Below are 16,629 nucleotides of genomic sequence, written 5' to 3'. Positions count from 1 at the left end.
ATGGACCGCCGCGAGACCGCCGCCCTGCTGGCCTACATCGGCCGACTCGACCCCCGCACCATCCGCACCGACCAGGGCGAGGCCCGCGACCAGCTCGCCCAGTGGCACGAACTGCTCGGCGACGTGCCGATGGCCACCCCGCACGGCTGGGACGCCCGCGTCGCCGCCCACCGGCACATCCGCATCTCGCCGTACCAGATCCTGCCCGCGGACATCGCCCGCCCCTGGGAGAGCTACCGGCGCGACCGCCTGGCCCGCCACTCCGACCCGACACCGTCGGCCGATCCGGACGACCAGGCCGCCTGGACCGCCGAACTGGCCGGCACCCGCCGCGCCGTCGCCGCCGGCACCGCACAGCCCGCACAGGCCCGGGCGATCACCAGCGTGCGCGACGGGATCGACCCAAGGCTGGAGGCACGACTGCGGGAAGTCGGCTCCTGCATACCGCCCGCCGCCCGCGACGCACTCGCGCCCTACCGGCCCGCCCGCGCAGCCCGCGAAGCAGCCGTCGCCCTGGGGCAGCCCGACGCCCTGAGCGTCGGATGCGAGTGGTGCAAGGCCCAGCCCGGTGAGCCGTGTCGCCGCCGACGGATCGGCCCCGACGACGGAGTGCTCGCAACCGCTCCACGCGCCATCCCGCACCCTGGCCGCCTCGATCGCGCCGCCGCCCAGCAGACCGAGCAGGCCCAGCAGCCCGCCATGGCCTGACCGGCGCATCCGGCGGGCGCACCCCTCCCAATGCACCGCGCCCCTCACCCTCATCGTCCCGCCCCGGCCCCGGCGCCCGCCCACGCGCCGCAGTCGGCGCCCGACGCAGCGCCGCCAAGTCCCGCCCCCGCCGGCGATACGGCAGCACATCGGAGAACCCCTTGCGCCACATCACCACCCACGAAACGCCGGCCACTGGCCTGCGCGGCATCGCCGACACCCACTGGCACATCCACGGCGCGTGCCACGGCATGGACGTGGAGGACGCCGACGCGGTGTTCTTCCCCGGTCCGCGGGACCACGAGGACATCGCGGAGGCGAAAGAGCTGTGCGACTGGTGCCCGGTGCGCTGCGAGTGCCTGAACTTCGCCCTGGAGAACGTCCTCAAGGAGGGCATCTGGGGCGGCCTCACCGAAGCCGAGCGGCGCCCCTGGCACGACGGACTGCACAAACGCCTCGACTACCGGCGCGTGACGGCCTTCTTCCAGGGACGCGACGTGCACCTGACCGAGGCCGAGCGGAAGGTCGTCATCGACCACGCCTACGTACGCGGCTGGCGGCCCGACCGGCTCGCCACAGCCCTGCAGATCAGCCACAACCACGCCCGTGACCTGCTCCGCCAGGCCGCCAACAAGGTCTTCGACCGCGACCGCACCTACGGCGTCCCGCGCCCCAAGAAGAAGCGGAAGAAGAACACCCCGGCCACAGGCAGCCCCGCGCCCGCCGCCCCCGGCACACAGCCGTCGGCAGCCCGCCCGGCAACACCGGCACCGGTGCCTGCCCCTCTCGGAAAGGCCGCATGACCCACCCCGTCCTGGCCCTCGGCTCCGCTCCGGACCTCCCTCTCCTCCTCGCCGCCGGAGTGCCGACCACCCTGCTGCTGGTGCTGATCGTCTGGACGATCCGGCGCCGGAAGCCGCTCCCGCAGAAACGTCTCGGCAGTCCGGCGGTCAGGGTTGCCGCCCTCGCCGCGCTCGGCTGCACCGCCTACAGCGCCGACACCAGCTGGCGATTCGCCGCCGACTACCTCGACATGGCGGGCACGGCCGAGCGCGCCGCCATGTTCGCCGCCGCCGAACTGGCGCTCTTCGCGACCGCGCTGATGGCCCGCCAGAACCTGGCCACCCAGGGCGCTCCCGGCCTGCCGGGCACGCTGGTTTGGGTCATCACCGGGGTGCAGGTGATCCCCGCCTACGCCGAGAGCGGCCCGATCGGCGGCACGGTCAGGGCCTTCGTCGGACCGGTCATGGCGGCGATGCTGTGGCACCTCGCGATGGGCATCGAACTACGCCTGCGCACCCCGGACGCCGCCTCCCACGGACTGATCGCCGTCCTGGGCCGGGAAGCACGCGAGCGGCTCCTGTCCCGCCTCGGCATCGCCACGCGCGACCGCGACGCCGCTCAGATCACCCGGGACCGCGCCACCACCCGTGCAGTCGCCCTCGCCGCCCGCCTCGCGGAGCGCACACCCGAACAGCAGCGGAACCGGCTTGGCCGACGCCTCACGCGGCGCCTGTCGAAGGCCGTCGCCACGGCGTCGGTCGGCACCGACCCCCTCCAGCGCGCGCGACTGCTCGACCAGCTCGCCGCCCGCCGACATGCACTCGGCCTCGCCACGGTCCCCCTGCCCTCACCGTGGTCCCCGCTGCCGGGCACCACAACACCAGCCACGGTCCCCGCTCCATCGGTCGCGAAGGCGCCGGTCCCCGAAGACGGTCCCTACAGTCCCGACGAGCTGAACGGGGACCGGGGACCGACGGCTCCGAGGGGACCGGTCCCCGGGAATGCGGTCGCCAAGGCACTGGTCAGCGCGGGGACCGAAGGCGAGAACTCGGGGACCGGAGTGGGGACCGAGGCCCCACAACCAGCTGCGGTCCCGGGGACCGGTCCCGCCGATCCGAACGCTACGGAAAGGGACACCCGAGAGGTGGGGACCGAGCAACTGGCACGCGAAGTGCCTGCTCAGGGCCCTGAGTCGCATCGGGGACCAAACGCCGCCGAGTCGGGGACCGACACCACCGGGGACCGGGGACCGAACGACACCGACACGGGGACCGACACCACCGGGGACCGGGGACCGAACGACACCGACACGGGGACCGACACCACCGGGGACCGGGGACCGAACGACACCGACACGGGGACCGACACCACCGGGGACTGGGGACCGAACGACACCGACACGGGGACCGACACCACCGGGGACCGGGGACACACGGTCCCCCTCCGGCGAACAGTGCCCAGGAAGTCCAGGGCCAAGAACAAGGGGAAGCGCGGCCGGTCCCACACCCAGCAGACACGGCGCCAGGCACGCGAGCCGGAGCAGTCGGTGGACCAGCTCGTCCAGCAGGTCCGCCCCCACGTCCCCGCCCTGCTCGCCCGGGACGGCAACGCGTCCGTCACCCGGGTCCAGCTGAGGGAGATCCTCCGCCGCGAGGGCCTAACAGGCGGCCGGAACGACCGGCTCAGCCTCGTCCTGCAGGAACTGCGGCACGACGACACCACGAAGACAAGGAGCACCACCCGATGAAGACCTGCCGCCAGTTCGACACCGTCCGCGCGGAGTACGAGCGGGAGATCGGCTTCATGCTCGCCCACTCCCAGCGGCACTCGGGCAGGCCAGCGTCGAAGTCCAGCGCCAAGCAGGCTGTCGCGACGAAGCAGCGGATGGCCCGTGCGCTCACCAGCCACGTCGGGCGCTGCCCCGAGTGCGGCTGACCCGGCAAAACCCCAGCTCAACCCTCAATCCACGTAGGGTGGCCCGGCTCCGTGCCGGGCCACCGCCCTCGTTCAAGGAGGTACGCCATGACTCCGCGTTCCCCTCGCTCATCCGCGCCCACCGCCGCCGAGGCCGGCGCCTGGGCGGACGTCCTGGTCCGCCGGCGGCTCCTGCACGCCGCCGTCCGTACGCCGAACGGCCAATGGCTCGTCCAGGACCACCCCGACGGAGCCGTGCGCGTCCTGCCCGGACCGGCCGACATCCTCGCACTCGCCGCCACCATCCAGCACCAGACCCGCATCACGAGGCCCGAATCCCGATGACGCACCCCGCCCGGAACCGCAACACCTCACAACCCGCTCCCGACTCCAACTCAGTCTCGCGGCCAGCAAGTTGGGGCGGAAGCGTAGCTTCCGCCAACCCCGCCCCCGAGGGGGACGGGGAGAACCTGCACCAGGGGGCGCAGGTCCTGGAGGCTTCGACCGGGGGCGGATCGAAGCCAGGTGAGGAGGAGAAGCCGAGCGAGCCGCGCGTACGCCGACAGCGCGCTCCTCGTGCCCGTCAGCGTCCGCGTCAGCCACGCGCCTCGAAGCGCCTGCACCAGCCCAACACCCGTTTCAACGACGAAGAGTTCGCCCTGATCAAGTCCGCCGCCGCCCGATGCAATCTGTCCGTCGCCGGGTTCCTCGCCCGCGCCGCGCTCGCCGCCGCACGCGACCTCGACCGCACCAGCGCCGAGATCGCCGACGAACGCGAAGTGATCACAGCCCTGTTCGACAGCCGGCGTCGGCTCGGCTGGGCCGGCAGCAACCTCAACCAGGCCGTCAAAGCACTCAACTCCGGTGCAGACGCCCCCCAGCTCGAAGCCGCCGTCGCCGCCGTACGGCGGGCAGCCGACACCGCGCACGAAGCCGCCACACGCCTGATCGAACGCCACGGCTCATGATCCCCAGCGTCAACAACGCCGGATCACGGACCTTCGGCCTCCTCAAGTACCTCTACGACACGGGCAAGTACGAGGACCACACCGACCCCCACCTCGTGGCCTCCTTCGACGGCATGGCCCCCGACCCCGGCCGCGACCCCAACGCCACCCTCGAAGACCTGCAGCAGCTCCTGGACCAGCCCGTGATGGCCCTGCCTAAGCATGCCCGCCCGGCCAAGCACGTCTGGCACACCTCCGTGCGCGCGACGGCGGACGACCGGATCCTGTCCGACGAGGAATGGGGTGAGATCGCCCGGCGGATCGTGGCCGCCACCGGCATCGACCCCGGCGGCGGGCAGCCCGGCTGCCGCTGGGCCGCCGTACGGCACGCCGACGACCACATCCACATCGTCGCCACCCTGGTGTGCGAGGACGGCAGCCGCCCCGACGACTACCGCTCCGGCAAACGCGCCCAGGCCGAGTGCCGACTCATCGAGAAGGAACTCGGCCTCCACCAGGTCACGCCCGGCGACGGCACCGCCGCCCCCCGGCCCACCAGCGCCGAACGCCACAAGGCCCACCGCCAGGGCCGCGAACGCACCGCCCGCGAGGAACTGCGCGAGACGGTACGACGGGCGGTGGCCGGCGCGAGCAGCGAGGAGGAGTTCTTCGACCGGCTTGCTGCCGCCGGCCTCCTGATCCGTCAGCGCGCCGCGCCCTCCGGCGACATCCTCGGATACAAGGTCGCCCTGCCCGACGACCTCAACAAGGACGGCGAGCCGGTGTTCTACCCCGGCGCACGCCTCGCCCCGGACCTGTCGCTGCCCCGTATCCGGGAACGCTGGTCCGTCGGCACTCATGCCTCGGACACTGCGCTCGGTGAGGCGGTGTCGGGCGGGCCGGCCGCTGCGCGCCGGCGTACGGCGTCGGCAGCGTGGCAGGCGGTGCTGGTCATCGAGCACGGCGACGACGCGGTCGCCGCCGCGTACATCGCGGCGACCGGGGAAATCCTGGACGCCCTGGCGAAGACGTCCGCCGCCCACACCCGCCGCGAACTACGCGAAGCGGCCTGGGCGTTCGAGCGGGCTTCCCGCTCCCACATCCGCGCCGTACGCGGACACGACCGGGCACTGCGGCAGGCCGCACACGACCTCGTCCACAGCGGCCCTGCCCTCGGCCGCGGCGAGGACGGCGCCACCACCGCGATGGCCATCGACATGCTGTTCTTCCTCATCACCGCCGCCGCACACTGGCACGCGAAGAAGGGCCACGCCCAGCAGGCCGAAGCCGCCCGCCGGGCCGCCGGGCGTCTGCGGACCGCCTACGAGACCGCCGCGGCACAACCCCTGGGCGCCCTCTACCAGCGCGGTCGATCCCTCAGCCGCTCCCTGCGGCAGCGGCAGACTGCCGTACTGCGCGAGGCGCTGCCGGATCTGGCGCAGCGGATCCTTGCCGAACCCGGCTGGTACGCCCTGGCCGCCACACTCACCGACGCCGAGCGCGCCGGCCACGACCCGGCCGCCCTTCTCACCGAAGCAGTCGGACAACGGGAGTTGGACAGTGCGGCGTCGGTCAGTGACGTGCTCGTGTGGCGACTGCGCCGCGCCGCCGGCCTCCCCGCGGACACCACCACGACGGTGCCCGACGACCACGGGACCGGCCGGGACACGGGACCAGCACAGGCACGGAGCGGATCTCACAACCGCAGGCAAGGACTACAGACTTTGTGAATGGACGCTGGTCAGGAAGCTGCGGCACGATCATCATGTGTGCAGGACGAGACGAGGAGGACCTGGGTTGTTCCACCGGATAGGGCGCCGCCGCGCGGAGGCGGAGATGGCCGAGATACAGCGCCGGCACGCGGAATTCGAGGCGCGCATCATCGCGAACCAGGGGTGGCCACACCCTGCGGCCACCGTCCCGGAACCGCCTGCTGAGCCGGCGGCGGTCGTGGACGACTTCCTGCCGCCGGAGCTGCGGGTGCCCAGCCACGACCAGGTCGCGGGCCAGGTGATGCCCTGGCCCTGGCCGATCGTCCTCGACGACGAGGTCGTCGCCTGTACCGAGTGCGCCGCCTACCGGGACTGGCTCATCATCTCCACCCGCGGCGAGATCTGGCTGCGCTGCCGGGCCGGCCACCAACAGCACGAAACGCGCCTCGACACCGCCTGGTACAACCGGCACTCCGGCCCCTCGGACGCGACGCACGCCTCGTTCCAGGACTGTCTGCGCCACCTCGGCCACTGACCCCCAACTCCTACGACCCCACCGGGCCTGCGGGCCCGTACTGCCCAGCCTGCCGTCCAGTACAAGGGGTCCGTCCGTGCGCGTCCGCGTCACCACCACCGTCCTCGGCCTCACCGCCGTCACCCTCCTCGTCCTGCCCGCCTGTTCCACCACCTCCAGCCAGCCCACGCCCACCGCCCCGTCCCCCTCTCGCTCCGGCACCCCGGTGAACGGCGAGCGGGAGACATCGCCGCTGTCGTCAGCCGCCCTGGACAAGCTCCTGCTCGACGCGGGCGACCTCGGCAGCGGTTACGTCCGCACGCCCGAGCGTCCCGCCGAGCACGACGACGTCACCGTCATCGGCTGCCCCACCCTGAGCAAGCTGGGCGGCGACGCGGCGACGCGGCGACCGGCGGCACACTCGCCTTCCCGCACAAGGCGACGGCGGACTTCACCTACGGCGCCGACTCCTTGGAGATCTCCGAGGAGCTGTACAGCGACAGCGCGAACAAACTGTCCGACGGCGTCGCCCGGATCTTCGACGCGATGACCGGCTGCCCGGCCTATCAGGTCGTCTCGGGCGGCACCCCCATCGACGTGGCCTCACAGAAGCTGCCCGCTCCCCGCGACCGCGGTGATGAGCAGTGGAGCCAGCTCCTGACATTCTCCACGGGAGGGCGGAGCACCGTGGTCAAGCAGACCGCAGTACGCGACGGTCATCTGCTGCTGATCGTGTCGGGCTCCCCGGCTCTCGTCGACCGCCACCTCGACAAGGCCCTCGCCAAGGCCACAGCGACGAGCTGACCTGCCCGCACGACGTGCTGCTGCCTCCGGCCCGCGTGGGTCGGAGGCAGCAGAGCGTTACCGGCCGGCTCGTTGAGCGGCGCGGGCGGCCTGGCCGGGCTGTACGTAGAGCACGTCCGGGTTGTGGCTGTGCGGTCCGTGGCCGCTGGAGGCGTTGACGAGGAGGTACGCGCCTGGGGGAACGTGCCAGTTCCAGAACCAGGCGTCCTGTTGCCGACCGGTGTCACACCAGGTCACGACCGCCTTCGAACCACGACGTCCGCGCTGGCAGACCCGCGTTCCTCATCAAAGCCGTAGGCGGTACAGCGCCAGAGCCCTGCGTCCCGTTTCCGGGAGGCAGGGCTCTGGTGTGGCGAAGGCGCTCGGTCAGGTTCCGATGCGCCGGGCAAGGAACAGCGTGCTCAGGGGCGGCAGAGGCCGGTGTGACTGGCGGGCTGCGGGCAGCCGTCAAGACACTGGTGTCCGTCCCGGGCCTGCTGGGTGCCGAGCGCCTCATGGCAGTCGACGCACAGCGCGGGGGGGGTGCTGACCCACTCGGCGGCGCGGGCGAGGAAGGCGATACCACCGCAGCGATGGCAGGCGTCGGTGTCCAGCGGCGGATGAACGGTGCTGTCGAGCTGAACGATACGAGTCTCCGCGTGAGCCGTGACTTCCTGCTCAAACAGGCTGTAGCCCTCATCGGGGCGACTGTCACGGGCCGGCCCGTAGTAGAGCTGGACGGCCTTGCGGGTGTCGCCAGGCGGCTGGTCAGGGACGTCGTTCTGATGGGCGACGTTACTCCACGACAGCCCAACGTACTCGGCAAGATCGGCGAGCGCGGAATCCTCCGTGGAGTGGAGCGTCACCACGTCGTCTTGCCGACCCCAACGGCGCAGCACCCAGACCGTCGCCGCAACTCCCACCAGGGCCGCCTTGGGGCTGGGAAGCGGCTCATGGGCAGGTACGGCCTTGTGTGCACGACTGAGCGTGTCCTGCTGTTCGGCAATCACGTGCAGTCCTCCTTTGTTCTCTGAAATTGCACCTTGTAGTGCGAATAGGCGCAGGGGGTGCGATGCCCCATCAGGTCAGGGGTGTGCTCGCGCCCCTCGTCCGCCGAACCGGCTTCGGCAATCCAGTGCGTGCCGCCGTCGCGGTCGTGCCGCACGACCGGGCCGCCAGCCTCTATTCGGGCCATCGCGGTGGCAGGGCCGGAAACGGCGCGGGTGCCGTTGCCGTCGAGGATGCGCGCCAAGGGAACTGAGCAGGGTCGTACCGCTCAGCCGGCCGGTGCGCGGAGCAGCCGATCCCGGGTGCTCTCGGGCAGCACGCGGCGCAGGACCGGGGCTGTGGAACTGAGGGAGCCGGCGAACGCGGCGACGAGGTCGTGCGGCACGCTTCCGCTGAACGACGCTGCCCACAGGCACGGAGCACCGAGTGTCAGCTCTGCCCACGCCTGCCATCCGGCCGGGCCCGCCTGATCCCCTCCGGTATCCAGGGTGCGCGGGTCGGCGTCCTGGATGAGGGCCGGTACCTCGCCGAGGGCGAGGTGCGAGGTGAACGTCGGGTCCATCGCGGCGGTGCCGGGCTGATCGATGTCGCGGAGCCAGCCGTTGGCGGTGACGGCATCGAGGACGAGTTCGGGTGGGGCGAACTGCGCGGCGGGCTGCTCGCGGGCGTCGAGGGCGAAGAGAAAGTCGACGATGGCCTCGCCAGGGACGTCGGGGGTGAAGTAGGCGGACCACTGCGCGAGCGGCGTGGTCGCCTCCTCGCGGGCGCACACCTGCCAGGCGATCGGCAGGTCACCCAGTTGGAACGGCTCGTCCGGCAGCACCCATTGGGCCCACCGCAGGGTGTCGGGGCTGATGTGCAGGACGGTGCTGCGTAGGACCTGCCGGTCCTCCGGCGCCTCGTCCGGCTCCTGTCGTCCGCGGATGATCACCAGGCTCGTCCAGTTCAGGCCGGCGAGTGCGTCGGCGACGGTGTCGTAGAGACGTCCGCCGTCACCGGCCAGATGCCGGGGACCGACCCAGTACGCGGGCAAAGCCTGGTTCGGGGTGGACGGGTCGAACGGGTCGTGGGGGTTCAGGGGCGCCTCCGGGTCTGGGTGCGGATCTACTGGCCGCGGGCGGTGCGGCGGGGGCGGCGCGGGGGCGCCTGGACGGGCGCCTGCCAGGTCAGGGCGACGGCTACCTCGGGAGGCAGATGCCCGAGCTGGCTGTCCGCGTCCCGTCCCTCGGCCAGGTAGACGACGGGCCGTCCCGTCTCGTCGCGGGATTCGACGACCTGCGCCGGGCGGTGGGCCATGGGGAAGAACGGGTTCATCGCCAGCCGCAGGGGCGCGGTCCGGTCACACGCCGACAGGAGGTCGATGGCGTCACCGACGGTCATCTCCGAGGGTTCCACGGGAAGGTCTCCTTGGGTTCGGAAAGCAGAGGTACGGGACGGCAGGGATCGCATCGTCCAAGGTGCGGAAGTAAGGAGCGGCGTCGTGTGGAACCTCCTGAGTCCTCCTTGGATCCGATGCCCGGCAGAGGCCGGGGTCTCCAGCACGTGTAGCTCGACGACTCCAGAAGCCATCGGTCTAGGTCTTGGTTCGAATGAGACGGCCAGCGGCGCGAGCGACTCAGCAGCTCACCGGAGCCACGGACCAGTCACCTATCTGACCTGGGTATTTGCGGGGAAGGTCGTCTACGTTGACATGGCTCTACGCGCGTTGGCCAGTCCTTCTCGACTCTTTCCTGTCTGCCCCCGGCGAACGGTGTCCCAGGGCGGCGGTTGTAGGTTCTCAAAAACTGCGCCACATTCTCAGAGCTGACTGCATATCAGGGCCATATATGGCGTTGTGCTGAGACCTCCAGCTCGCCGTACTCACTCATTCGGGTGATAGGGGCAGGTTCTGCCCGCCCTCCTCACGGAGGGTGGGCATCGTGGGCGTACGGGGCCTCACCCAGTTGGGGATACGCCATGGAAAGTCCCACCGCAGTAGTCAGTGCTCGCTCGCGAGACGGCAAGTGTGTCGACGATCTGTCGTGGATGACAGTGCCTATCGACCTGCTGGGATCGGCGACCCCGTGGCGCACATTCCGTTGGTATCGCGGGCAGAAGCACTACTCCGGGGCCTACTGGTCGGCGACGATGCGTGACCACGTGATCTATGAGTCGCGGCTGGAGTTGGCGAGGCTTCTCTTTGCTGACTTCGATCCGTCCGTACACCGCATCGTGGCTCAGCCGTTCTTGATGAAGACCGTGGCGGCGGACAAGGTCCGCAAGCACATCCCGGACTATCTGCTGATCACCAGCCAGGGACCTATCGTGGTTGACGTCAAGCCACGTCAACGGCTGCGTCGGCCCGAGGTGGCATCCACCTTCGACTGGACCCGGCGGGCGGTGGAGTCCCGTGGCTGGCGGTACGAGGTCTGGAGTGAGCCGCCGGACGCGGAACTGGAGAACATCCGCTTTCTGGCCGGCTACCGGCGGGACTGGTTATTCTCACCCGAGATCCTGGATGCGCTACGCCGAGCCGACCTTGACGGCGTCCTGCTGGATGAGGCAGTCCGGTGCCTGCCTGGTTGGCCCGAACTCCACGTCCGTGCCGCGGTCTATCACTTGCTTTGGGCGCACGATCTCCGCACGGATCTCGACCAACCGCTCAGCCCTGCAAATGTGTTGAGGCAGCCAGCGTGAGCGGGGCCGGGGCCCGGGTGGGGGTCGGAACGCGTTTTCGCTACGACGGGGAGACCGTCGAGATGGTGGAGATGGCTGCGACCACGGCAGGTAATGAGGTGGTTCTCAGGGACAGTCGGGGCCGACTTCTGCGTCTGTCGTTGAAAGAACTGCTGTTTTCCGATCGGGCGGCCGTGATTCCCGACCAGCCCGGCCCAGAGGCTGACGATGTTGAGGAGATCGCCTCGGTGGTGCTGGACCAACTGCAGGAAGGTGAACGGCTCCAGGTCCTCGAACGGGCCGCACATGTCCGTGAACTGTTGACAGGTTTCCGTTCTGGAAGTCCTGAGTGGGCCCACGACGGGGAACCGCGTCGCGACTATCCGCCCGGCGGGCCGGTGGAGCCCAAGTACGCCGCTAAGGCGATGGAACTGGGGGTTCATGTCCGCACCGTCAAGCAGTGGGTTGCGGACTTCCGGCGGCACGGAGAGGCCGGCCTGGTTGCGAAGAGGAAGCAGTCTGGCGGGGCGGCGGCTGGAGCTGATGAGCGGTGGGTGGAGACGGCTTTGGAGGTGATGGTCGAGCACACCGGAGAGTCGAAGCCTTCGCGCAAGATAGTGATCGAACGCACCCGAGCACGCGTTATCGCCCGTTATGGCCCTGATGCGGTTCATCTGCCGAGCCAGGCGACGGCTTACCGGATTCTGGCGGAGCTGGAGCGTCGCCACCCGTTGTTCCGGCTGAGTACGAAACGGAACCGGGATATCGCCGAGAGGCCGGAGGGACCCTACGGGAAGCTGCAGCCGACGAGGCCGGGTGAGTACCTGCTGATGGACACCACGCGGTTGGATGTATTCGCGTTCGATCCGCTGACGCTGAGGTGGGTGCAGGCCGAGCTAACGGTCGCGATGGACTGGTACACCCGCTGCATCACCGGGATCAGGGTGACGCCGGTGTCCACGAAGGCGGTGGACGTGAGCGCGGTGCTCTATCAGTGCTTCCGCCCGCGGCCGGCAGGGCGGGACTGGCCGCGGCACGCGGTCTGGCCCGAGCACGGCATTCCAAGGACGGTCCTGGTCGACGTCGAGGGGGCCACCGGGCCCGGGCTGGCCTCGCCGCCGCTGGTGCCTGAGACGCTGGTGGTCGACCACGGCAAGGTCTACGTTTCGGAGCATCTGACCAGCGTCTGCCGCCGGATGGGGATATCTATCCAGCCCGGGCGTTTGCGGACGGGCCGCGACAAGGGACCGGTGGAGCGCTACTTCCGAACCCTGCGTGAGGGGCTGCTGGAGGCGCTGCCCGCCTACAAGGGCCCCGACATCCACTCCCGCGGAGAGAACCCGGAAGGAGACGCGTTCTTTTTCCTCGACGAACTGGAGTCGATCGTCCGGGAGTGGACAGCGACGGTCTACCACTGTCGGCCGCACACCAGCCTGGTCGACCCGGGCCTGCCAGGTCTGCGGATGTCCCCAGCGCAGATGTTCGAGCACGGCATGGCCCGGGCCGGCTACATCGAGACCCCACGGGACCCCGATCTCGCGTTTGAGTTCCTGCCCACGAAGTGGCGCACGATCCAGCACTACGGAGTCGAGATCGGTCGCCGACGCTATCGCGGACCCGGTCTGCCGGATCCCGGGATCCGCAGCCCTTATGACGGGCCGGGCAAGAACGGCTGGCCGTTCCAGGTCGATCCGGACGACATCACCCGGATCTACTTCCGCGATCCCGCCACCCGCACGTGGCACACGCTGACCTGGGAGCACGCACCGGCGGCGCGCATGCCGCTGAGTGAGGACGCCTTGCTCTTCGCCCGGAAGCTGGCCGCTGCGAAGTACCGCTACCCCGATGACCGGCTCGCCGTCGCGGACCTCCTGGAACGCTGGAACCTCGGACTGGGCACGACGCTGGCCGAACGGCGTATGGCCCTGCGCCTGTCCCGTGAACAAGCCGCTATCGACCTGCCCGACACCGGCGAATCGGAGGCAGCCTCGCTACCGTCCGTACGCCGGGCCCTGGGCCACGAGCCGAGACCGGCAGCGTCTGAGAGGCTCGCGCCGGCCGCGGAGATGGGCGATGACGACGAGACCGACGTGGACGACTTCTACGCCGACGCGCTGGAGGACGTGTGAACGCTCCCTCGAAACAGGTGAGTACGGCGGTTCTGACGCTGTCGCGGAAGGAGGATTTCCAGGCGTTCTGCGACGCACCGGGCCGCTCCCAGCCCCCGGTACTGAGCCGGGATGAGCTGAGGATCCTGGATGCGGCCGAGCGGGATGCCTACAACCGTGCCCGGCGGCAGTGGCATGCCAACCTGGGCCCGATCCGTACTCCTCAGCTGGCCGCGCTGCACGAGGACCTGTGGGACATCGTGGACAGCAATCTGCAGGACGGGGACAGGGCCAAGGGGGCCGTGGCCGTTGATGCTTTTCCGGGGCTGGGCAAGACCACCGCCGTTCTCGCCTTCGCCCGGGAGTTCCACCGCCGGGAGATCGCCGAGCACGGGACGTTCACCGCGCAGGGGCACGAGCGGTGGCCGGTGTGCCGGGTGGGACTCACCGGCAACACCGGCATGAAGGACCTCAACCGGGCCATGCTCGAATTCTTCGGTCACCCCGGACGCCAGACCTCCACCGCCGCCCAGCTCGGTCTCCAGGCCCTGGACTGCGTATTGTCCTGCGACGTCCGCCTGCTTGTACTGGACGACCTGCACTTCCTCAAATGGCGCAAGACCAGCGGCATCGAGGTCAGCAACCATCTCAAATGGATCGCCAACGAGTTCCCCGTCACCCTCCTCAAGGTCGGAGTAGGGCTCGCGGACAAAGGCTTGTTCAGCGAGGGCGAGGCGGTCGGCGAGACCGCGCTGGCCCAGACCGGCCGACGTACCACCCGCCTGGACATGCCGCCCTTCACCATCGACACTGACCAGGGCCGCCATCACTGGCGACAGCTGCTGCTGGCCCTGGAACAGCGCATCGTTCTGACCGACAAGTATCCCGGCATGCTCGCCGATGACCTGTCGGACTACCTCTTCGCCCGTAGCACCGGGCACATCGGCTCGCTGATGACGTTGATCAACCGAGGCTGTCAGCGGGCCCAGCGCACTGGCACCGAACGCCTCACCCGGGACCTGCTCGACGGGGTCAAGAATGACGAGGCCGCCGAACACGCCCGCCGGGAGTTGGAATCCGCGTTTCGCGCGGGCAAGGCCACCAGCCGTCCCCGCAGGGCGCGGACCACTCGTAGGTGAGTGCCATGCGGCGAACCTTGCCGATCCGGTGCGCCCCGTATCCCGGGGAGGCCCTGGACTCCTGGCTGGAGTTCATCGCCGCCCGCCTGAACTGCCCATTCACAGACGTGCTCAACGCGCTCGGCCTGCCCAACCGTGACCCGGCCATGGCGGCACTGGTGCTGCCGCGCTGGGCCATCCTGACCACCCGCGACGAGCTGTCCTCCATCACCGAGGTCACCGGGGTGGGCGAAGACGTACTCGCCGGGATGACCCTGCAGCCCTTCGACGGGCATGCGGTGGTGATCCTGCCCGAACAACGACGGGTGCGCCCACAGGTGCTGTGGGGCAAGGCAGGGTCCCGATTCTGCCCCGCCTGCCTGACGGACAGCGGCGGACGCTGGCAGATCACCTGGCGATTGGGCTGGTCCTTCGCCTGCACCCGGCATCAAGTGCTGCTGGCCGACCGCTGCCCGGCCTGCCAGCGCATCCCCCGCCTCCGCGCGCATCCTCGCACCCAAACCCCCCGTCCCGGATGGTGCTCAAGCCCCGCCCCCGACGGCGGGCCGCGACCGCCGCGCTGCCACCACCCCCTGACCGACACCCCGGTCACCGCGATCGCTCCCGACGGGCCCGTGGCACAGACCCAACGCCTCATCGACACCCTCCTCCAAGCCCCAGGCCGCACGGTGCACTGGCCGCTGTACGGGCCGGCCGGCGTGTCCTTGGCGATGGTGCTGCGCGACGTGAAGGCTCTGGCGACGCTGGTCCTCCACCACGCGACACCCGAGGACCTGCGCCTTGTGGCCCCGTCCGATGTCCTGGACCGCCTGGAGCGCTACCGCGCCCAACCCCTGTCCGAGAGTGCCCAGCACCCGCCGGACGCCCGGGGTGTCAATCCGCCCAGTAGCGTGACCCCCGGCGACGCCGCTGCCGCGGCCGTGGCGGCCACGACAGCGATCCGCGTCCTGCGCGCCGAGAGCATCCGCGCCGCAGGCGGGGCCGTGCGGTGGCTGACCGACCGCGTGACCGCCGATGGCCGCCGGCTCTACCCGGCCAGCCTCGTCGCCCGCAGCAGCATGGTCTCCCCAGTACTCGAAGCGGCCCTGCGCTGCAGCCGGGAGACAACGCTCATCCCTGTGGCCCGGCTGCGCCACCGCACCACGCTCAGCTCGACACAGTCGCCGACCGCGCGCAGTTCCAGGGCGGACATGCTGCCGACGGCTCTGTGGCCGGCGTGGGCCCTGCGTCTGTCGCCCCGGCACGCCGATGGCCGTCCCGCAGCCCAACGCACGGACGAACTCCTCACCGTCGCCTGCCTGCTGGCGGGCAACACCACCTCGATCCAAGACGCGACCCGCCTGACCGGCACTACCTTCAGCAGGCACACCGTGTCGGCGTTCCTCGCCGAACTCACCCGCCGCCGCGACTGCGCCGGCGTCCTGCACGCACTGATCCTGCTGGCCGAGCACCTCGATACGCACGGCTCCCCCATCGACTATGCCCGCCGCCGTGCCCTGTTCACCGCCTGCCCCCGTCTCATCGACCCGGAGACGTGGCTGGATCTGCAGAAGCAACTGCGCGCGGCCCCGAGCCTCGACACTAGGCACGCCCAGCGCTGGATCTTCCACACCCTGACCGGGTCACCCCCGCGCCTCGCGCACCCGGACATCGCGCCCGCCACCCGCTCACAACGCGCGCAGTACGAGCGCTTTCGCTGGCGGATCCTGCCCGCCGAGCACGAACTGCTCCATCACACCGCACGCACCCTGCTGGACGAGCACGGCATCGACGAACCCGTCCAGTGGACACCACCATCACCCGCCCGCGCGCTCCGTCATCTTGCACTCCCCGGACCTGAGCCGGACGGCATCACCCCCGCGCAGCTTCACCAGGCCATGCCCGGCGGCGGCTTCTCCATCGCCCAGCTCGCGCACACCCTGCAAACGACCCCCGCCCACGTCATCTATCTGCTGTCCCAGCACCCCGTCGACTGGAGCGGGCCGCGCTTCCGGCGTACCCAGCACACCGCCACCCGCGTACCGCAATGGCGCACCTGGTACGAACAAGGCAATGTCTCCCTGCAAGACATCGCCGACCGCGAAGGAACCAGCCTGGCCGCCGTCCGCCTCGCCCTCATCAAGAACGGCGTCGCCATGCGCTTCTCACGGACCCAGGCAACGCAACTGTGAGCCTCTGCCACCGATCGCGCCCGTCCGGGACTTTCCGCCGTACCGGGGACAGCGGCATTTCCTGGGGCCTGGATGTCTTCGCAAAGAGACACACTTCTACACCGAGTGAAACTTCAATTTACGTATGGGCATGTCGAGTTGTACGCAGAGGACGCACCGGGAAGGCTGGCGTGTCACGCGACACGTC

The 16,629-nt window shown here is 70.2% G+C and carries 17 protein-coding genes and 1 pseudogene; 13 read left to right on the top strand and 5 right to left on the bottom strand.

Translation table 11 applies throughout. The features are described 5' to 3' along the window. From J8M51_RS23065 to J8M51_RS23025, 9 genes and pseudogenes are all read left to right on the top strand, one after another. Complete coding sequence (locus tag J8M51_RS23065; protein ID WP_267299435.1) at window positions 1-708, top strand: zinc finger domain-containing protein; 708 nt, start codon at window positions 1-3, stop codon at window positions 706-708. Between the two features lie 161 nt (window positions 709-869). Then, a complete protein-coding gene (locus J8M51_RS23060) occupies window positions 870-1,511 on the top strand; it encodes a WhiB family transcriptional regulator (protein WP_086762058.1) in 642 nt (213 codons plus the stop codon). Beyond that, window positions 1,508-3,238, top strand: coding sequence for a hypothetical protein (locus tag J8M51_RS23055; RefSeq protein WP_267299434.1), 1,731 nt, complete (start codon window positions 1,508-1,510; stop codon window positions 3,236-3,238). The genes J8M51_RS23060 and J8M51_RS23055 overlap by 4 nt, the downstream gene beginning before the upstream one ends. Continuing rightward, on the top strand, window positions 3,235-3,426 hold the full coding sequence (locus J8M51_RS23050; RefSeq protein ID WP_086762054.1) for a hypothetical protein: 192 nt from the start codon (window positions 3,235-3,237) through the stop codon (window positions 3,424-3,426). The genes J8M51_RS23055 and J8M51_RS23050 overlap by 4 nt, the downstream gene beginning before the upstream one ends. Before the next feature lie 87 nt (window positions 3,427-3,513). After that, complete coding sequence (locus tag J8M51_RS23045) at window positions 3,514-3,750, top strand: hypothetical protein (protein ID WP_086762052.1); 237 nt, start codon at window positions 3,514-3,516, stop codon at window positions 3,748-3,750. After that, window positions 3,747-4,373 carry a plasmid mobilization protein gene (locus J8M51_RS23040; protein ID WP_256966194.1) on the top strand — a complete coding sequence of 209 codons (627 nt, stop codon included), beginning with the start codon at window positions 3,747-3,749 and terminating at the stop codon, window positions 4,371-4,373. The genes J8M51_RS23045 and J8M51_RS23040 overlap by 4 nt, the downstream gene beginning before the upstream one ends. Continuing rightward, window positions 4,370-6,082 carry a relaxase/mobilization nuclease domain-containing protein gene (locus J8M51_RS23035; RefSeq protein WP_267299433.1) on the top strand — a complete coding sequence of 571 codons (1,713 nt, stop codon included), beginning with the start codon at window positions 4,370-4,372 and terminating at the stop codon, window positions 6,080-6,082. Before J8M51_RS23040 ends, J8M51_RS23035 begins: the two co-directional genes overlap by 4 nt. 67 nt (window positions 6,083-6,149) lie before the next feature. Then, on the top strand, window positions 6,150-6,599 hold the full coding sequence (locus J8M51_RS23030; RefSeq protein ID WP_179203281.1) for a hypothetical protein: 450 nt from the start codon (window positions 6,150-6,152) through the stop codon (window positions 6,597-6,599). 76 nt (window positions 6,600-6,675) lie between these two features. Then, window positions 6,676-7,382: pseudogene (locus tag J8M51_RS23025) on the top strand (hypothetical protein). 57 nt (window positions 7,383-7,439) lie between these two features. Here the strand turns inward: J8M51_RS23025 and J8M51_RS23020 are convergent. The 5 genes from J8M51_RS23020 to J8M51_RS23000 all read right to left on the bottom strand — a co-directional run bounded on the left by J8M51_RS23020 (window position 7,440) and on the right by J8M51_RS23000 (window position 9,764). Further along, window positions 7,440-7,619: a hypothetical protein gene (locus J8M51_RS23020; protein ID WP_143673310.1), complete on the bottom strand. Its 180-nt coding sequence runs from the start codon at window positions 7,617-7,619 to the stop codon at window positions 7,440-7,442. Between the two features lie 164 nt (window positions 7,620-7,783). Next, window positions 7,784-8,371, bottom strand: coding sequence for a hypothetical protein (locus tag J8M51_RS23015; RefSeq protein WP_086759558.1), 588 nt, complete (start codon window positions 8,369-8,371; stop codon window positions 7,784-7,786). Continuing rightward, entirely contained in the window at window positions 8,368-8,613 is a 246-nt protein-coding gene (locus tag J8M51_RS23010; protein WP_267299432.1) for a hypothetical protein, read from the bottom strand. The genes J8M51_RS23015 and J8M51_RS23010 overlap by 4 nt, the downstream gene beginning before the upstream one ends. 24 nt (window positions 8,614-8,637) lie before the next feature. After that, window positions 8,638-9,402, bottom strand: a complete 765-nt coding sequence (locus J8M51_RS23005; protein ID WP_267299431.1) for a DUF317 domain-containing protein — start codon at window positions 9,400-9,402, stop codon at window positions 8,638-8,640. 71 nt (window positions 9,403-9,473) lie between these two features. After that, a complete protein-coding gene (locus J8M51_RS23000; RefSeq protein ID WP_267299430.1) occupies window positions 9,474-9,764 on the bottom strand; it encodes a hypothetical protein in 291 nt (96 codons plus the stop codon). Between the two features lie 561 nt (window positions 9,765-10,325). On the opposite strand from J8M51_RS23000, the gene J8M51_RS22995 reads away from it, so the two are divergent. From J8M51_RS22995 to J8M51_RS22980, 4 genes are read left to right on the top strand one after another with little or no spacing between them, the layout of a single operon-like run. Next, window positions 10,326-11,045 carry a TnsA-like heteromeric transposase endonuclease subunit gene (locus J8M51_RS22995; RefSeq protein WP_060880111.1) on the top strand — a complete coding sequence of 240 codons (720 nt, stop codon included), beginning with the start codon at window positions 10,326-10,328 and terminating at the stop codon, window positions 11,043-11,045. Next, window positions 11,042-13,153 carry a helix-turn-helix domain-containing protein gene (locus tag J8M51_RS22990; RefSeq protein WP_060880112.1) on the top strand — a complete coding sequence of 704 codons (2,112 nt, stop codon included), beginning with the start codon at window positions 11,042-11,044 and terminating at the stop codon, window positions 13,151-13,153. Before J8M51_RS22995 ends, J8M51_RS22990 begins: the two co-directional genes overlap by 4 nt. Continuing rightward, on the top strand, window positions 13,150-14,271 hold the full coding sequence (locus tag J8M51_RS22985) for an AAA family ATPase (protein WP_060880113.1): 1,122 nt from the start codon (window positions 13,150-13,152) through the stop codon (window positions 14,269-14,271). Before J8M51_RS22990 ends, J8M51_RS22985 begins: the two co-directional genes overlap by 4 nt. A gap of 5 nt (window positions 14,272-14,276) precedes the next feature. Next, the gene (locus tag J8M51_RS22980) at window positions 14,277-16,442 is read left to right on the top strand and encodes a TniQ family protein (protein ID WP_060880114.1); all 2,166 of its coding nucleotides are present in this window, start codon (window positions 14,277-14,279) and stop codon (window positions 16,440-16,442) included. The last annotated feature ends 187 nt before the right edge of the window (window positions 16,443-16,629 follow it).

The sequence above is a fragment of the Streptomyces griseiscabiei genome (genome assembly GCF_020010925.1).
GTDB classification, from domain to species: domain Bacteria; phylum Actinomycetota; class Actinomycetes; order Streptomycetales; family Streptomycetaceae; genus Streptomyces; species Streptomyces griseiscabiei.
Note: the sequence above shows the minus strand (reverse complement) of the source record. Positions and strands in the feature narration are given on the sequence as shown.

Bases quoted from the DNA above. Each gene is read 5' to 3' on its own strand.
- J8M51_RS23045 (WP_086762052.1), top strand. From the start codon at position 3,514: ATGACTCCGCGTTCCCCTCGCTCATCCGCGCCCACCGCCGCCGAGGCC.
- J8M51_RS23065 (WP_267299435.1), top strand. From the start codon at position 1: ATGGACCGCCGCGAGACCGCCGCCCTGCTGGCCTACATCGGCCGACTC.
- J8M51_RS23055 (WP_267299434.1), top strand. From the start codon at position 1,508: ATGACCCACCCCGTCCTGGCCCTCGGCTCCGCTCCGGACCTCCCTCTC.
- J8M51_RS23035 (WP_267299433.1), top strand. From the start codon at position 4,370: ATGATCCCCAGCGTCAACAACGCCGGATCACGGACCTTCGGCCTCCTC.
- J8M51_RS22980 (WP_060880114.1), top strand. From the start codon at position 14,277: ATGCGGCGAACCTTGCCGATCCGGTGCGCCCCGTATCCCGGGGAGGCC.
- J8M51_RS23040 (WP_256966194.1), top strand. From the start codon at position 3,747: ATGACGCACCCCGCCCGGAACCGCAACACCTCACAACCCGCTCCCGAC.
- J8M51_RS22995 (WP_060880111.1), top strand. From the start codon at position 10,326: ATGGAAAGTCCCACCGCAGTAGTCAGTGCTCGCTCGCGAGACGGCAAG.
- J8M51_RS23050 (WP_086762054.1), top strand. From the start codon at position 3,235: ATGAAGACCTGCCGCCAGTTCGACACCGTCCGCGCGGAGTACGAGCGG.